12 protein-coding genes are annotated in these 16,673 nt (G+C 49.0%); 2 read left to right on the top strand and 10 right to left on the bottom strand.

Translation table 11 applies throughout. The features are described from left to right. Nucleotides 1–81 precede the first annotated feature (81 nt). From BUA40_RS04520 to BUA40_RS04510, 3 genes are read right to left on the bottom strand one after another with little or no spacing between them, the layout of a single operon-like run. Nucleotides 82–1,779 (bottom strand): FISUMP domain-containing protein, encoded by a 1,698-nt coding sequence (locus tag BUA40_RS04520; RefSeq protein ID WP_072798849.1) that lies wholly within the window; start codon nucleotides 1,777–1,779, stop codon nucleotides 82–84. Further along, nucleotides 1,779–3,434 (bottom strand): FISUMP domain-containing protein, encoded by a 1,656-nt coding sequence (locus BUA40_RS04515; RefSeq protein WP_072798846.1) that lies wholly within the window; start codon nucleotides 3,432–3,434, stop codon nucleotides 1,779–1,781. The genes BUA40_RS04520 and BUA40_RS04515 overlap by 1 nt, the downstream gene beginning before the upstream one ends. A 53-nt stretch (nucleotides 3,435–3,487) precedes the next feature. Further along, the gene (locus BUA40_RS04510) at nucleotides 3,488–4,465 is read right to left on the bottom strand and encodes a nickel/cobalt transporter (RefSeq protein ID WP_143149688.1); all 978 of its coding nucleotides are present in this window, start codon (nucleotides 4,463–4,465) and stop codon (nucleotides 3,488–3,490) included. A gap of 258 nt (nucleotides 4,466–4,723) precedes the next feature. Between BUA40_RS04510 and BUA40_RS04505 the strand changes: the two genes are divergently transcribed. After that, nucleotides 4,724–6,844 (top strand): glutamine synthetase III family protein, encoded by a 2,121-nt coding sequence (locus tag BUA40_RS04505; RefSeq protein WP_072798842.1) that lies wholly within the window; start codon nucleotides 4,724–4,726, stop codon nucleotides 6,842–6,844. Between the two features lie 192 nt (nucleotides 6,845–7,036). Further along, a complete protein-coding gene (metF, locus tag BUA40_RS04500) occupies nucleotides 7,037–7,924 on the top strand; it encodes a methylenetetrahydrofolate reductase [NAD(P)H] (RefSeq protein WP_072798840.1) in 888 nt (295 codons plus the stop codon). Nucleotides 7,925–7,933: 9 nt separating this feature from the next. Here the strand turns inward: metF and BUA40_RS04495 are convergent, their stop codons facing one another. From BUA40_RS04495 to BUA40_RS04465, 7 genes are all read right to left on the bottom strand, one after another. Continuing rightward, on the bottom strand, nucleotides 7,934–8,620 hold the full coding sequence (locus BUA40_RS04495) for a hypothetical protein (protein ID WP_072798838.1): 687 nt from the start codon (nucleotides 8,618–8,620) through the stop codon (nucleotides 7,934–7,936). Beyond that, entirely contained in the window at nucleotides 8,586–9,683 is a 1,098-nt protein-coding gene (locus BUA40_RS04490) for a glycosyltransferase (RefSeq protein WP_072798835.1), read from the bottom strand. Before BUA40_RS04490 ends, BUA40_RS04495 begins: the two co-directional genes overlap by 35 nt. After that, nucleotides 9,680–12,169, bottom strand: a complete 2,490-nt coding sequence (locus tag BUA40_RS04485) for an NPCBM/NEW2 domain-containing protein (RefSeq protein ID WP_072798833.1) — start codon at nucleotides 12,167–12,169, stop codon at nucleotides 9,680–9,682. The genes BUA40_RS04490 and BUA40_RS04485 overlap by 4 nt, the downstream gene beginning before the upstream one ends. A 27-nt stretch (nucleotides 12,170–12,196) precedes the next feature. Beyond that, the gene (locus tag BUA40_RS04480) at nucleotides 12,197–13,675 is read right to left on the bottom strand and encodes an EAL domain-containing protein (protein ID WP_072798831.1); all 1,479 of its coding nucleotides are present in this window, start codon (nucleotides 13,673–13,675) and stop codon (nucleotides 12,197–12,199) included. Continuing rightward, nucleotides 13,653–13,856, bottom strand: coding sequence for a hypothetical protein (locus tag BUA40_RS14505; RefSeq protein ID WP_178299541.1), 204 nt, complete (start codon nucleotides 13,854–13,856; stop codon nucleotides 13,653–13,655). The genes BUA40_RS04480 and BUA40_RS14505 overlap by 23 nt, the downstream gene beginning before the upstream one ends. Continuing rightward, a complete protein-coding gene (locus tag BUA40_RS04470; RefSeq protein WP_072798826.1) occupies nucleotides 13,846–15,723 on the bottom strand; it encodes a sensor domain-containing diguanylate cyclase in 1,878 nt (625 codons plus the stop codon). Before BUA40_RS04470 ends, BUA40_RS14505 begins: the two co-directional genes overlap by 11 nt. A gap of 116 nt (nucleotides 15,724–15,839) precedes the next feature. Continuing rightward, nucleotides 15,840–16,667, bottom strand: coding sequence for a Cof-type HAD-IIB family hydrolase (locus BUA40_RS04465; RefSeq protein WP_072798823.1), 828 nt, complete (start codon nucleotides 16,665–16,667; stop codon nucleotides 15,840–15,842). Nucleotides 16,668–16,673: the final 6 nt, after the last annotated feature.

The raw sequence follows: 16,673 nt of genomic DNA, 5'->3' as shown, positions 1-16,673 counted from the left end.
GTCATATTTTAGAAAACCTTGCAATATTTTCACAGGGTAGAAATCAGTTTTTCCCAATAGTTATGCGGGCTGGGCGGGATTTTAAGGGACGACTATATAAGAAAAAGAACCTGTACTACGATAACCCATAGGAATCGCGGAGAATCCAGTTTGATTATAACCTGTATTTGAAGTAGCGGAAACACTATACCAATCAATCACCCAGCCATATTCCGACATCAGTTCCTTGTAGGAATAATTTTCAACCAAGGCCATCCATTCCAACGAATCAGGAATATGCCATCCCTGAGGGCAAACTCCGCGACGGTCCTCGTCACTAGAAAAAGCGGGAGCAGAAATCGAATCATACTTGGGATCAATATTCATGGCCGCAGTCCATTCATACCAACGGCCATAGGTTTCGCATGCTGTATCGCCGTAGCAATAGTTCTTTTTCGCCATGTTTTCAGAATCGTCAAGGTAATTCAGGTTTTCGGCCATCCAAGTTCTGCCACCGATATCCAGAGTCTTGTAAATGCGTCCATCGCGGGGATCCTTCAGCTGGCCGTATTTCACGGAAGGATTGAAAAAATCCTCCTTAGCCGTATTCAGAATGCTATCCTGAACCCACTTGTGATTTTCACAGCGGAAGCGGTAGCCCAGCATATAGTAGATTTCGCCTTCAATCGATTTCGTGCAAGCGTGGAGATTACAGATTTCTTCATTTGTGGCCTTGCGCCAGCCTTCGCCTTCATATACATAGTAGGCCGGATACGGCTTGTCGTCGTTCACCAAGCATTTCTTCGACAAAAGACTACGCGCTTTGGTGGTATCCTTGGAAAAACGAGCAATGGCGAAGGAACCTTCGGGAGCTTTGCCTAGACCAACCGTATCCGCCACGGAGTCGGGAAGCACATGCCAGTACCCATCAGTACAGCGGTAGTAACCATAACTCGAATATCCCGGCAGTCTCTCGTCATAAAGGAAGGTTCCTTCTTTTGCCGCTGTACAAGAAGCAAAGACAGAATCACGGGCATCCGTTATATAGTGGAATATCTCATGATCCAATGCGTTTTCGTTCCATGCTTTAAACGGGTTTTCTTCGTCCCTTTCTCCAATGAAGAAATTACGCATGGAGTACCACTCTCCATTGACACAAACCAATGTATCCTGCTTCTTTGAATCATAAATACCCATCCCTTGAGTCTCTGCAGTACAATCCTTGTTATAATTGGCAACAAAGTCTTCAATCCATAAAGTTCCGGAACATTTAAGGAATCTATCGAAGGACTCTACATAGCCTGTTTTATCGGACAAGGATTTGTCGCAGGCAGGGAGATCCGAATATTGATGGAATGATCCTAGGCAACCATATTTTCCTTCGCAAACGGAGGCACTATCGCTGCCAGAAATTCTGCTGGAACTGGACGATCTCACGCTGGAACTAGATTTTTCAGAAGAACTGGATTTTGCCGAAGAACTCGAGTTTGTAGAGGAGCTAGACTTTGCAGACGAGCTTGATTTTGTTGATGAACTGGACTTTTCAGCCCATTCAGAATATTCAATCCAGCGTTTGGAATGGCAAACCATCCTTTCTTCATCTTCGGAAAGGAATATGATAAAGCCTTCTCTTGCACTGGTACATTCGTAATCGTCCAAGTCTTCCAAAGTCCTAACATATTCTTGAGAAGTCGCCGTATTTTCCGAAGAGGCAGAATCATCTCCGCATCCAAGGAAAATCAAAGGAAGGGTAAACAGAACTGCAATATGCAAAGCGCTGATTTTGTTAAGGATCTTCATTATTCAACCTCCTCCGCCACGACAGCGCTTTTGACGCAACGCAAATTGCAATAATCGGAAGAAGATGTGCTAACTTTTGTAGAAGACGATTGGAAAGGCTCCATTATCGCATAATAACGGTTACCGCGCGCTGCAGAAGCAATGCAGAATTGAGTTGAGCTATTCCAAAAGATATTGATATACAGACGCCCGCCCAAAGCGGTAAATCCCGAAGTATTCATTTCAGAATCAAACGAATGAGCATCATCAACAAAAGTCCAAGCCGACGGAGAATAAAGATCTGCGGAATGGTTCTTGAACAGATTCTGGAAGAGTGTGGTATCCGGGACTTCCCAGCCTTCAGGACAAATGCCATGATTTGTAAGTGCGTCACCGGAATCCGCCGCGTTCATGAAGTCCGCCCATTTGTAGAAGCGTCCGGTGATTTCGCAGTTTGCAGGATCATCTTTGTAGCAAGCGCCAACTTCTTTGTCACCGCCCTTGTAGTTCAAATTCTCAGCCATCCATGTGACACCGTCAATTTCAACGGTCCTGTATACATGACCATCGCGTTCATCAGTCAAAGAGCCAAACTCAACATCCTCATTGAAAAAATTAACGTTTTTTAGTTTAAGAATGTCCGATTCAGCCCATCCATTCACAGAACAGATGTACCAATAGCCCTTAAAATTATACAGGGAACCGCGATTTACAATAGAGCACATTTTCCCGAAACAGGTTTCCAAATCACCTGCCAATCTCCAGATTCCATCCATCACATACTGTTCGCCACCTGGAACTTCATTACTGCAATAAGCCGACATTTTATTTTTCTTTGCATTTTTCGTCGGGTACACCGCTTCAGCAAAGGTTCCATCAGGAGCATCACCAAGCGCAACCCCATTCGCCCCCTGATACGTCAACGCAACCCAGACATGATTCTTGCAATAGTATAAATTGTCTGACGAAGCTTTGATAACCCCTGCGGAATCTACGAAAACCTTGCCATCCTTGCTGTCGTCGCATTTACCAAAAAGACTGTCGGCCTTAAAAATCTCGGGAAGTTCAATCATGGTCATGCTAGAGCTGCCATGAGCAACGGTATCCTTGTAGACATCAAAATAATTTGACAAATCGCTAATGCCAGTCTGATTATTTGAATCCACTACGACTGTTGAAGAACTGGACTTGTGAACAGGAGGCTTGAATTCTTTCCACTCATCATCACTGCAAACTAGGTAAGCGTTCAAGGAAATGACAAAAACATACTTGCCTTCGTGAGAACTATTGCAATCATTCAAATACTTGAGAGAAAACAAGGTGTCGTCTGCAGCGACATAAAGAGATTCTATGCTCTCGGGATTGTGCTCATAAGAAGAGCTGCTCTCGGATTTGCCTTCATCAGAGGAACTACTTTTATCATCAGATCCATTTTCGGAGCTATTGTCTTTTTTGGAACTTGACGAACTCTTACCGTCGGAACGGGATTCCGTTTCAGAGTTTGTAAACTCCATCCAGAATCCATCCTGGCATGTCATGTAGACATCCATACTTTTTACATAGACAGAATCATCCTGATGATCTTTATCGCAATCCTCTATAGAAGAAACGCTTTCGTAATGCTCACTGGCATTGGATGAAGAATCACCTCCGCATCCCGCAATCAAAAGCATCATGGATAGGAGGACAAAATAAGCCTTTATCATTTCCTTAACCCTAATTAAAATTTTTACATATATAGAAAATACTGGTTCGTAAACAGCAACAGCCCCGAAATAAAGATAATGATACCGCCTGCGAGAGTCGCGACGGTGTATATTTTTGTCGCGATACGGGTATGGGCACTTCCCTTATCGATTCCCTTGCGGAATGCCACGGCCGCAATGCCGAAGGCCACATTCGTAATCGTCATACCGACGCAAATGACAAGCGCGCCCAGGAGCGACAGCGCCACCATGGAATTCAACAGGCAAAACAGCACAATCAGCGCGACAGCTGGGCAGGGCACAATTCCCGTAACCGCAGCAACACCCAAGATTTCGCGCCAACGGGCAACCGGCGGCAATTTTGATTCCGCAACGGCACCCTCCGCGGCATCAATCCGAGCAGCACATTCACAACCCTTGCGCGACTTAATCACATCGCGAATCGCAAGCACCACAAGCAACACACCCGTAAGCATAATGAGCGCATAACTCGCCCGTTCGATTCCGATGCGGCCTGTTTCAAACGCAGTAAACACGGTCGCCTTGAAAATCGCATACAGAATCAGCAACAAGAGAACAGCACTCATCGTGTGCGTCACGGTAATGCCCGCCCCAAGTGCAACGCCCTGCCGCCAGCGACCACGACGCGCAATAAAGTAACCTACCACAATCGACTTTCCATGTCCGGGACCAAGCGCATGCAGCATGCCATACACAAGGCAAATTGCGAGGAACTTCCAGATGGCATCCCTGTCGCCGCTTTTCATCGCCGAAATCGTCGCCGTCAACTTTTCACGAAGAACCTTCTGCTCCTCCGCAATCACCGTATAAAGAGACCGCGATTTTTCTACCGGTTTTTCAGGCTCCATAGCAGGTTCGGCAGCAGTACCTTCCGCAGGTGCAACCGATTCGACAGTCGCTTCCGTCGCGGCAGGCGCATCGCCCCCGCCGATATCAAAACGCTTTTTCTTGACAGCCGCCGAAGCCGCCATTGCAAGCATAAAAACCAAAATACAAACAAGCAACTTATTCAATGGAAAACCCTTTTTTATATAAGATAAAAAATTTCAAGCGATTTTTCGAAACTTTTTACATTTTACAAAAATCGTAAGATTACAATCTATTTTTCAAATTTTGGAAAGCTCCGAATTTTTGTAACAGCTTTAAATTTGCGATTTTGTAACGAATTCGCCATTTTTTGATTTTGGCACGCGTTTTGCTTTTATGGCACCGAAAACAAAACATAATAGGAGATTGCCATGAGCAACGAATACAGATTAAAAGCTATCAAGGAAATCGCCAGCGAAAACGCCGGCGCTAACCTCCCCGCAGCACCCGCAAACATCGACTTCTACGGCGAAGACGTTTTCAACGCCGAGGCCATGCGCGCATATCTTCCCAAGGACATTTGCAAAAAACTCTTCGCCACCATCGATGGCGGCGCACCGCTTGACCCAAGCATCGCTGGCGAAGTTGCCCACGCCATGAAAAAGTGGGCTATCGACCGCGGCGCCACCCACTTTACTCACTGGTTCCAGCCTCTTACCGGTTCCACCGCCGAAAAACACGACTCCTTCCTCGAACCCGAAGATGGCAAGGCAATCCTCGCCTTCAGCGGCAAGAACCTGATCGTCGGTGAACCGGACGCTTCTTCCTTCCCGAGCGGCGGCCTCCGTTCTACTTTCGAAGCCCGTGGCTACACCGCCTGGGATCCGACCTCTCCGGCCTTCATCAAGCGTCACGGCAACGGTGCAACGCTCTGCATCCCGACCGCTTTCTGTAGCTACACTGGCGAAGCCTTGGACAAGAAGACTCCGCTTCTCCGTTCTATTCAGGCCCTCCAGAAGTCCGCCGACCGCCTCATGGGTCTCTTCGGCGTTGCCCAGCAGAAGGTCACCGTCACTCTCGGTGCCGAACAGGAATACTTCCTGATTGACAAGCGTTTCTACCTGCAGCGTCCGGACCTGTACCAGGCCGGTCGCACTCTGTTTGGTGCTGCTCCGGCAAAGCACCAGCAGATGGAAGACCACTACTTCGGTAGCATTCCGGCACGCATCATCAACTTCATGAACGACGTGGAAAAGGAACTCTGGAAGCTCGGCATTCCGGCCAAGACCCGCCACAATGAAGTCGCCCCGGCCCAGTTCGAACTCGCTCCGATGTTCGAAGAAGTGAACCTCGCCTGCGACCACAACATGCAGATTATGGAAGTGCTCCGCCAGGTCGCTGACCGCCACGGTCTCGTTTGCCTGCTGCACGAAAAGCCGTTCGCCGGCATCAACGGTTCCGGTAAGCACAACAACTGGTCCGTAAACTACGGCAAGACCAACCTCTTGAACCCGGGCAAGGACCCGCACCAGAACGCTATCTTCCTCACCACGCTCTGCGCTGTGATCTACGCTGTCGACACCCACGCCGACTTGCTCCGTATGGCTGTTGCTAGCGCCGGTAACGACCACCGTCTCGGTGCCAACGAAGCTCCTCCGGCAATCATCTCCATGTACCTCGGCGACCAGCTCGCCGACGTCATCGACCAGCTTGAAAAGGGCGATCCGAAGTCCAGCAAGCAGGCCGGTGCACTGAAGCTCGGTTCTGACACGCTCCCGCCGCTCCCGCGCGACGCTACCGACCGTAACCGTACTTCTCCGTTCGCCTTCACCGGCAACAAGTTCGAATTCCGCGCTCCGGGTTCTAGCCAGAGCTGCTCCGAACCGAACGTCATCTTGAACACAATCGTCGCCGAAGCCTTCGACCTCATCGCCGACAAGCTGCAGAGCGTTCCGGCCGACAAGTTCCACGAAGAACTGCAGAACCTGTTGCAGAAGATCGTGAAGGAACACAAGCGTGTTATCTTCAACGGCAACGGCTATACCGACGAATGGGTCGAAGAAGCAGCCAAGCGCGGTCTCCCGAACATCCGCACCACCATGGAAGCCCTCCAGGCTCTCAACAAGAAGGAAAATGTGGACCTGTTCGAAAAGTACGGCGTGTTCAACAAGCGCGAACTCGACTCCCGTTACGAAGTCAACATGGAAGATTACCACAAGAAGATTCATATCGAAGGCAAGATCGCTTTCGACATCGCGAAGAACGTGGTGCTTCCGCAGGTGCTTTGCGCCTACAGCAACGCCCTCAAGACCAACGAAATGGCCAAGACCCAGGGTTTCTACGCTGTTGACGGTTACGCTCGCGAACTCGGCGACAAGCTCAAGGAACTCGAAGCCGCTGTTGCTCAGATGGAAGCCGCTCTCGGCGACAAGCACGAAGCAATTCTCGATGCCATGGCAAACCTCCGCATTATCGTCGACAAGATCGAAAGCATCGTGCCCGACGAAAAGTGGCCACTGCCGAAATATCGTGAGATGTTGTTTATCTACTAATTGTACTCCAGAACCTCATAATAATCCGAACCTCAAAAATGCAATTCGTCGGCCTCGCGCCGGCGGATTGCTTTTTTACAGAAATCACCCCTTTTTCGCTTGCCACTTCCCTAGAAACTTTTTATATTTATGCATATATTAAAATATTTGCATAGACTTAGGGTGCCGGTTCGACCCGCCCACGGAGAGATTATGAAGATTGTAGACATTCTGAAGCAAGACAAGATGAGCCTTTCGTTCGAAGTGTTTCCGCCTAAAAAAGAAACAAGTTTCGAAAGCGTGAAGACCGCCACCGAATCTATCGCAGCGCTGGGTCCCTCCTTTATGAGCGTTACCTACGGCGCAGGCGGCGGCGTTAGTCACTTCACCCTCGACATTGCCAAGAATCTCAAGCAAAAGTTCGGCATTCCGATGCTCGCCCACCTTACCTGCGTTTCTAGCAGCAAGGAAACGGTGCACCAGCGCATCGAAGACATGAAGGCCGCAGGCATCAAGAACGTCATGGCTCTCCGCGGAGACTTGACCCCGGAACTCATCGAAAAAGGTCGCGACAACTGCGACTACCATTACGCCGTAGAACTCATTCGCGAACTCAAGGCCGCCGATGCCGACTTTTGCATCGGTGCCGCCTGCTACCCCGAAAAGCACCCCGAAAGCGCCAACCAGGCCGAAGACATCCAGCACCTTAAAGAAAAGGTCGATGCCGGTGCAGATTTCTTGACCACGCAGATGGTGTTCGACAACAACCTGTTCTTCAGTTTCCTCTACAAGCTGCGCGATGCAGGCGTCAATTGCCCGGTGCTCCCCGGTATAATGCCGATTACGAACGCCAACCAGGTGGAACGCGCCATCAAGCTTTCCGGCTCGTTCATGCCGCAGCGTTTCAAGTCGCTGGTCGACAAGTTCGGTAGCGATCCCGAAGCCATGAAGCAGGCCGGCATCATTTACGCAAGTGATCAGATTATTGACCTGTACGCCAACGGCATCACGAACGTTCACGTGTATTCGATGAACAAGCCCGACGTTGCCGAGGGCATTCTCAAGAACGTCACCGCGATTTTGGGAAAGAACTTTAAATAAGTCCTGACTTTACTTTTTAATCAGTCTGAAGATCCCCTGTTTATTGTATTCAGGGGATTCTTTTGGAAACGGATTTTTCGTTTCTTGGCGAAGCACGTAGTGAACGCCTTCGCCCAGATCCACTTCGGAACCGGACTTGGCAGGAATACCATCTCCGAATAGGCTGTCGGCGGCCATAAGCAAAGCTTCCTGGGGATCTTCGGCCGAGGCGGCAATACACAAATCCGGAAGCATGAACGTTGCAAGGCCCAGCGTATAAATCGACTCACCCGCTTCCACAAAATTGATCCACGGATCCATCGGGTATTCGCCACCCCCCACTTCTTCGCGGAAGCCAGCATCGGTCCAAGCCGCACCACATTGCTGCATGTACACGCCCAAGGCTCCGGCGTTGAACACCTTGAGAATCGCCATATTCACCTGGGTCACTTCTTCGATATTCTTGACTTCGCCAAGCAAGAACAACAAAGACTTGTGCGCTTCGATTGCCGCTGCGGCCTCTGCAGAAATATCCTGATGTTCCTTAAAAATGTCGGCAAGACCAGCCACACGTTCCTTACGGATGACCTTGAACATGACGCTGCAACCAGGAATAATCACCGATGAGGCGTCGGCGGCCAACGTTACGGTTTCTGTCAAAGCGAGAGGCTCGTTAATTTCTTTAGTGAGAGGAAAAGCGAGAATGAATTGAGGCATATACAGCATCCTTCAGCAGGTTATTATCACTTGGTTTCGGAAGGGCGACGCGGGCTTTTTCGCTAATGGCAGCAAGCAAGGTTTCTGTCGACAACTTGGATTCATCAATCGTGACAGCATAACCCTCACGGGCCAAGTCGCGGCCCAAGATGATCTGTTCGTACTGGCCCGGAGTCGGCACAAAAATGCATTTTGCGCCAAGGACAGCCATATCCATCACCGTGCTGTAACCGCCACGGGACACCACCCATTCCGCATTTTTCACAACCGCAGCAAACTGGTCATCGGGCAAATGCGTGAACAAGTCCAAGTTCTGTTCGTTGGAACTCTTTACGCCAAGCGACGGCTTTCCTAGAATAATCGCATGGCGACCAGGAATTTTCACCAGCGCCTTGCGCAGCAAATTTTCAAAGCGAGTTCGGGCAGGTTCCACACCCGAAACGACAGCGACAAAGCGATAACGTACGTCCGATTTCGCCGTCAGGATTTCGCCTTCAAAACGCGAAAGTGCCCCCACATACTTTACCGGCACCGGAGAATGATTTACATGCGAAAGCCCCGCCGCATACCCCGGAAAATCAGGCAAGTCCGGCACCCAGACTTCATCGAAGTGCTTCATGACCGAAGCGTGCCAAAGCATACCTAGAGGTTCAAAAGCCGAAAGCACCTTCGGGAATGCGATACGACGCTGGTGCGTCATATAAATGGATTTCGCATGGCGGCTATAGAATCCGAAACGATTATCGGACACCAGCACATCGTAATGGTAACGTTCCACCATTTCTTCAGCAAAACGGTGCTCGTAATTCATCACCTTCCGCAGATGAACGCCGTTCTTTGCCAGCCACAGCCCCATGTTATAGCCATGCTTCGGGTAAACGATATTGTAGGACGGCGCCAGACGCTGGCGAAGTTCCTGGAAGAATCCTCGCAACAAGGTGGCGTTCGAACGCACCACTGCAAGTTCCACCTCAGCACCTTGTTTCAGGAATTCACGAACCACGGGCACGCAACGGGTCGCATGCCCCAGTCCCCAATCCAAAGGTGCTACAAGGACTTTCAATGATCGGCCTCCAGCCAGGCATTCGCCCAGTCACCGTGGTCGTAATCCTTATCGTGCTTGTCGCCTTCATCCAGACGCAATTCCAAAACGCGCACACCCCTGACGTTAACAGAGATTCTCTGCTTTTCAGTGGAATACATACGCTTGCTGCGGAAAAGTTCTTGGCCATCGCCCAGCACAATGAAGGAGGCGCCATCGCCGCCGACGCTTTCGTCATCAAGACCGATGGTGGCATAGAAGGTATCAAAAGCCCGAGGCAGTTGGAACTTCATGAACGAAGGTGCATGGGAACCGATTCCGTAACGGAAGATTTCCTTGTCGATGGTAATCTTATGATGTTCCACCGAAGCATTCTTCTGGGGCTGTCCCCAAGCCTGTTCAAAGCTTTCCATCTTCAGTTCAGAAAGCAGCAACACCTCCGGCGATTCCACAAAGAAATCCTTCACCAGCTTAAGGGTATCCGCATCAGGCATGACGCATTCGAAAGTCACCCGGTTCATGCCGGCCTTAATCTTGGTAGAATCCAGAAGCAACGTGTCCGACGGGAGCGAGAGCATCAATTCTTCCTGCAGTTCCCCATTCAAGGAATAAGCGTAAGTGATGGTTTCGGGGAATCGCTTGTTCACGACCATGGCATTGTTTTCCATATCGCTCACAAAGAAATTCTGCAAATAGGTAGATACACCCTTCTTGGCCGAAATCTTGTAAATCGCAAGTGGATAGCCAAACAATTTGGGTTCAATCAGCACTCGTTCACTCTTGTAGTCGTTCAAGATTTCGTCCACCTGGTCAGTCGTCTTGAAGCCCACCACACGGGACTTGCGGTTCAATTCGCCATAACCGTCCTGGCCGCGGACCATGTAGATGTTTCCGCCCGAAACCTGCTGCCACTTGGCAAAAGTTTCATTGTCCCAGCTCATAAAGGAACGTTCACTGAAGGAACTATGACCCGAAGCAAGCATCTGCCAAGGGCGAGCATAAATAAAGATGGAATTTTTCGGGTAGCTTTCAAGAGCCTTGTCGAGGTAGTCTTCTTCACCCAGCAGCTTGTTCCTGTAATAGAGCATGTTATGGCGATAGCTGTCCCCATGGTAAATCATAAGGCCCACCGAAAGTGCCACCGAAACCGCGAGGATAATCTTTCCTGCAGCCTCAGGCTTCATCTTCGTGGTGAACGCCAGCGCATCATAAAGGCCAAGCGCCATAATCAGGGCAAAAAGCGGGAGCGCCACCAGCACATAACGCTGGTTGATATCGATCGTGAACGTCCCCGACACATTCAAAAGAATCACGAAAATCTGCAGGCAGAACAGAATGCCAAGCAAGGCGCCGCGCCAGTAGCGGCGAGAATAAATCAGGCGGAACAGCAACCAGACCGTAGACGCCAACAGAATAATCGTAAAGGTCGTATAGAAGGGATTCTGCATAATGCCGCCGAAAGACGAATCCGTTTCCAGATTCATCATCACTTCTATATTCGTCTTCAAGTTGAACCAGAAATTTTCTAGCGAATGGGCTGCGTGTTCACCCCCCTGGAAATCGTAGCCACGATAAGCCGCCATCGTATTCACCGAGGGCCAGCTCACGGCAATCACAGCCGCCACAAACAGCGGAAGCCTGTGGGCCTTTTCAAAGAAATACTTGTAGTAGTAAAGGGCAAAAGGAATAAACGCAAACACGGTTTCTTGTCGCGTCTGGGCAAAGAAGCCAAGAAGCGGAACCGTGAGCAAGAAATGTTTCCAATTCACCTTGTTTGCCGGCACAAAGGCATACCACGCCATAAGGACTGCAAGCAAGAAAATGTACAGCACTTCGGTAGATGCTGAACGGGCCTGCAACAGGTAAATAGGCATACCGCCCAGAAACGCCGTCGCCGCCAGCGCCGCCCATTCGTTCTTGAACCACTTGGAAAGTGCAAAGAAGAAGAACAGGAGGCTCAGCAAGTAGAACGGGAAGTTCACCAGCAAGGCCGTATCGCGATTAGGGTTCATGAAATTGAACACCAGCGAATAAACAAATCCGAGAGCCTTGCCCTTGAAGTTGTTCACTTCGGTTTTGCAATCCAGCACGCCATCGGTCCAAACACCTTCGTTACAGATACCGCCCGTGTGTTGAAAATACATTTGGAGTCCCATGGACTCCCAGCTTGTTTCATCACTCAAGACACGGTGCGTATTGCTGATGTTTCCGAACATGAACACCGAAAACACAAGCGCAATGCCCGCAAAGGCACAAATGCTTTTACCCGAAGGCTTAAAGCCCTTCCATCCCCGAGCAATGACCGGGATATTGACCAGCACGCCCACAATCAGCAGAATGAACGTCGAAAGAATGGAGTAATAACCCCAATCAATGTCCCAGCGACGGGCATACGAAACGGTCAAATTATTGAATATAAGGAACGCGACCACCAATACGGCCAACGTAATTCCAACAACAGCAAAATGCCTGCGGCTTATGCCCAGACGCTCGAGAATATTCTTCATGCATAGAAATATAGTAAGAACTATATCCTACACATTCACATATTTGTCCATAAACTCGTCAAGCGGCAGCGGTTTCGAGTAGTAGAACCCCTGCAGGCTCTTGACCTTGAATCGCAGCAGGAATTCGCGCATTTCGGGCGTTTCGATACCTTCTGCAGTTACCGACGACGAGAAGGAATCCGCCAGTTCCGAAATAAAGCGGACCGTATTCTGGTCAGAAGCATCCTGCTCAATGTTCATCACAAAGCTGCGGTCAATCTTCACCGTAGTCACCGGAAGTTCGCGCAGAACGCCAATGGAACTGAATCCGGTACCGAAATCGTCGAGAGCCACCTTGACACCCTTCTGACGGAGTCTTGTAAAGATTTCCTTAAGAAGAGCCATATCCAAAAGGCGGCAACGCTCCGTAATTTCCAGGCACAGGTTCTGCGGCGGGAACGATTCCTCTTCCAGAATAGAAAGTACGCTTTCTACAAAATTCGGCTTTTCAAGCTGCGTGTACGAAAGGTTCACGTTGATGACAAAGCCCGGGTAAGATTCAATGAATTTCTTGGCATCCTTGATTGCGGTTCTCAAGATCCACTTACCCAGTTCTGGGAACAAATTATCTTGTTCCAAAATATCCACGAATTCAACCGGAGGTACAACACCGTACTCTTCGTTTTTCCAGCGAATCAGGGCTTCGGCACCAATAATCTTTTCGGTGTTGGCATCCACAATCGGCTGGTAGCACAGGTAGAATCCTTCACAATTATTCACAATGCAATTGCGGATGACATTGATTCGTTCAATTGCAACGCGTTTGTCATCGTTGACGTCATTCTTAAGAATATACAACTCACCCAAGTGATTATTCTTGGATTCGTAATAGGCAAAGCGCAGGCAAGAATAAACGGTTTCTACGCTGACATCAAATTTTTCGAGGTTGATGGCTCCTGCGACAAACGAAAGAACTACGCGAGTTCCATCCACATTAAAATCATGAAGGGAATTGTACTGGATACGTTTGTACAGGTTTTTCAGGTCTTCAACAGAGGCTTTCTGGCAGACAATAGCAAACTTGGTTCCATCCATTCGGTACCAGTCGCCTATGCCATGGGCCTCGACCTTGATCATCTTTGAAAATTCCTGGAGCACGCGGTTTCCGAACGTGTAGCCGTAAATTTCATTCAGACGAGAAAAATCATTAATGCCCAAAATCATCACCTGCAGGCTTTCACCACGCCAACTCGTCGACTGCAGGTCTTCCCAAAAGCCATAAAGACTTCTCATGTTGGAAACATCGTCATAATAGCTTAGGGTGTCATTGTTCTTGATCATCCCGCCGAAATAGTCCGGGTTTCCATGTTCGTCACGGAGCAATACCCCACGACAGGTGCAAACAATGTAGCGGCCATCTTTTGTCAACACGCGATACTGAAGATTATGTTCATTCGTCTGGCCGGACATGACCTTGTCAATATTTTCTTTATAGGCGGCGCGATCATCCGGGTGGATTTTTTCCATCCAAGCATAAGCTACCCCCCTGCATATATTCATCAGGTAAGCCAAAATAGTGAACGGCCTCTTTAGACCAGCGGGTCCAATCCGTCCTCATATCGGTGACATAGGTGTATGCACCATTCGCAAGTACCGAAAAAGCCTCGTACAAGGAATCAATTTTCGCTTTGACAACGCTATCCATCATTTTCTCCTTCTGATACCACAATGCAGTTCTTGCCGTTATTCTTGGCTTTGTAAAGAGCCTTGTCGACACGAACGAATGCAGTATCAGCACTTTCGCCCTTCCGAAGTTCGGTTACACCGGCACTCACGGAACGACGTCCAGCTTTTTTAAATGTAATATCATTGAACGCGACACGCACCCTATCAGCAAAATCTATAGCCGTTTTTAACGAGGAATCCTGCAAAAGCACCATGAATTCTTCGCCTCCCCAACGGCCAATGGGAGATTTTACATTCAGAATCACAGGAACAGGCTGTAAAGAGTCTCCACCATGAAGTTCGTATTCCTTTGCACACATGTCTTCAAAATCAGTCATATTAAAGCCAGCCGCATCGACCCCGGATACTCCGATTTCATCGGCAACCCTTCTTAAAAGACGGCTAAATTCTTGAATGACATTATCACCTTCCTTGTGGCCCCAGGTGTCGTTAATTTGTTTAAAATTATCAATATCGAACATTACAAGGCAGCCTGGCCGCCCTGACGTCACGCACTGGGTAATTCGGCGTTGAATTTCGCCACGGTTAAACACCTCCGCCAAGGAATCCGTAATAGAGGTCAACTGCAGTTTTGCGTAAGTTTCGGCTTGCTCCTGTGCCGTCACATCGATAAAAGTAGCCAGACGGTTAATCATGGAAACCTTGCCCGAGAACGCCTCCTCGGGCATTTCGAAATCATAACGTTCCCCGCCCTTGCCTTCGCGCATTCCTGCAATCACAAGGGTCGCATTGTGCTGATTCACGCAACAGCCTGTACGCATGAATTCGCTAGAAGAATAAAAACCCGAAGTAGACGCAATGCTCTGCAGCGGGAGCGTTTCACTACTGATTTCTTCTTTGCCCCAAAAGATTCGACGTACTACACAAGAAAACGCCTTGATTATTTCAGGGCTAAACACCCCTATATTACGGCCGTCTTTTCGGACACTTTCAAGAATGGTCCACGGGTCGCCATAAGCAAGGCGCACCTTCACGCCTTCTTCGATATCCGACGACATGACTACGGAACCATCTTCGTTACAGGCTACCGGAGCACGCATGATATCGATTCCATTGCGTTTGTAGAACAACGGGAATTCCAGCGTGTTGTAAATGAAGTGTTCGTCATTCTGGATATTCAAATAGCGGTGATAGACTTCATAAGCAGGCTCGCCATTCAGTTCATACAGCACCGGTCCCCTTGCTTTTGTCACTACAAATTCACGGCCAAGGGGTTTCCAGCCAATCACATGGGTGGTATGGACAAAGAAGTCTTCACCCCCCATCAAAAGCACTAGGACACCCTTTCCTGAATATCCGCCCACATTCGAAAAAATGCATGTTTCCGTACTTGTCAAGTTCGGATTAATGGCACCACCGCCAAAAATCGCAATCGAGGGATCCACATCCTTGAACGCATCGCAAAACGGTGTCATAGAAACACCAAGAGTCGTCAGCTGCAGTTCAACCGCCTTCACCCACGGATTCGCCTTGATTTCTTCTTTAATACTGCCAACCACATCAACGGCATTGTCCGCATCCATCGTATACTGCAGCAATTTTAGCTGAGTCGTAGGGTATTCAAAAATCGTACAGACAACAGAAATTTCGGCATTGGAAATTCGCCCATCGATGATATTGCCACCTGTCGAGCAGCCCATGTAAATGGAATCCGGGAAATTCTGCGAAATAACGTCGCAGACTAGGTCAATTTGCCCCTTATCCATGGAATTGGAATAAATCTGGAATACCACATGAGAAAACACTCTTGACTTGCACCAAAGGCTAATCTTGTCAAGGTCGCGTTTCAACGTAGTGATGCTATGGTAATCAAACTGGAATTGTTTCATGCCCCTGCAGTATCCCTATATTATATATCTATATAGAAGATACAACAAAGATTACCATTTTGTTCAAAAAAAGTTACCTTGTATATTCCAAATTGGAATATTTGAGGTAAAAACAACTAAATCACGAATTTTTCAATAACTTCGGCAATTCCGCCGTGGTTATTGTCGACCGTAGTCACGTAATCGGCCGCTTTTTTGGCAACCGGAGAGGCATTCAGCATTGCCACTCCTACCCCGGCAGCCTCGATCATGGGGCAATCGTTTTCTTCGTCGCCCACGGCAATGGTGTCTGCAAGCGGGACCTTGTAAAAATCGGCCATAAACCGCACCGCATCACCCTTGTTACTCTGCATGTGCGAAAATTCGAGCATTTCGGGCTTGCTGAATACATCAAAGAGCTTGCCCGCAGTAGTCTTGCGCATTTCGGCGCGGAAATCGAGCAGGCTATCGTGATCGAACGGCGTAATGATATTCACCTTGATAGGCGGCTTGACGACCACGTTGATGAATTCGCCGTAGTAGTCGCGGATATCCTTAACGACCACATAGTCCATCTTCATCAAGCGGCAATACGTCTTGAGTTGTTCCGTCTCATATTCCGAAACTACCAGGTCGCCCGAGTAAGTATGCGCATGCATGCCGGCACGATGGGCGGCATCCATAATGAACTTGACCGATTCTACCGGAATATAACGCGTCAGAATGGACTGTTCGGTGGCGTAGTCGTAAATGAGGCCGCCGTTGAAACTCACCAGGAAAAAGCCCGACTTGTCGAAGCCGTACTTTTGCGCCAGTTGCTTTGCGCTCGTGAGCGGACGCCCGGTGCAGAGCACCAGCTTGTGCCCGCGTTCAAGCATACCCTCGATGGCTTTCATGTCTACATCGAGAATCTGCTTGTCGTCGGTCAGGAGCGTACCGTCAAGGTCGGTGAAAAGGAGTTTCATAGTTCG

Origin of the sequence: Fibrobacter sp. UWT2 (genome assembly GCF_900142545.1) — a bacterium.
Classification (GTDB): Bacteria; Fibrobacterota; Fibrobacteria; order Fibrobacterales; family Fibrobacteraceae; genus Fibrobacter.
This window is presented reverse-complemented; position numbering and strand designations above follow the sequence as displayed.

Excerpts from the sequence above, each read along its gene's own strand:
- BUA40_RS04510 (WP_143149688.1), bottom strand. The coding sequence starts at position 4,465 with ATGCTTGCAATGGCGGCTTCGGCGGCTGTCAAGAAAAAGCGTTTTGAT.
- BUA40_RS04480 (WP_072798831.1), bottom strand. The coding sequence starts at position 13,675 with ATGGAAAAAATCCACCCGGATGATCGCGCCGCCTATAAAGAAAATATT.
- BUA40_RS04505 (WP_072798842.1), top strand. The coding sequence starts at position 4,724 with ATGAGCAACGAATACAGATTAAAAGCTATCAAGGAAATCGCCAGCGAA.
- BUA40_RS14505 (WP_178299541.1), bottom strand. The coding sequence starts at position 13,856 with ATGATGGATAGCGTTGTCAAAGCGAAAATTGATTCCTTGTACGAGGCT.
- metF (WP_072798840.1), top strand. The coding sequence starts at position 7,037 with ATGAAGATTGTAGACATTCTGAAGCAAGACAAGATGAGCCTTTCGTTC.
- BUA40_RS04465 (WP_072798823.1), bottom strand. The coding sequence starts at position 16,667 with ATGAAACTCCTTTTCACCGACCTTGACGGTACGCTCCTGACCGACGAC.
- BUA40_RS04520 (WP_072798849.1), bottom strand. The coding sequence starts at position 1,779 with ATGAAGATCCTTAACAAAATCAGCGCTTTGCATATTGCAGTTCTGTTT.
- BUA40_RS04515 (WP_072798846.1), bottom strand. The coding sequence starts at position 3,434 with ATGATGCTTTTGATTGCGGGATGCGGAGGTGATTCTTCATCCAATGCC.
- BUA40_RS04485 (WP_072798833.1), bottom strand. The coding sequence starts at position 12,169 with ATGAAGAATATTCTCGAGCGTCTGGGCATAAGCCGCAGGCATTTTGCT.
- BUA40_RS04495 (WP_072798838.1), bottom strand. The coding sequence starts at position 8,620 with ATGCCTCAATTCATTCTCGCTTTTCCTCTCACTAAAGAAATTAACGAG.
- BUA40_RS04470 (WP_072798826.1), bottom strand. The coding sequence starts at position 15,723 with ATGAAACAATTCCAGTTTGATTACCATAGCATCACTACGTTGAAACGC.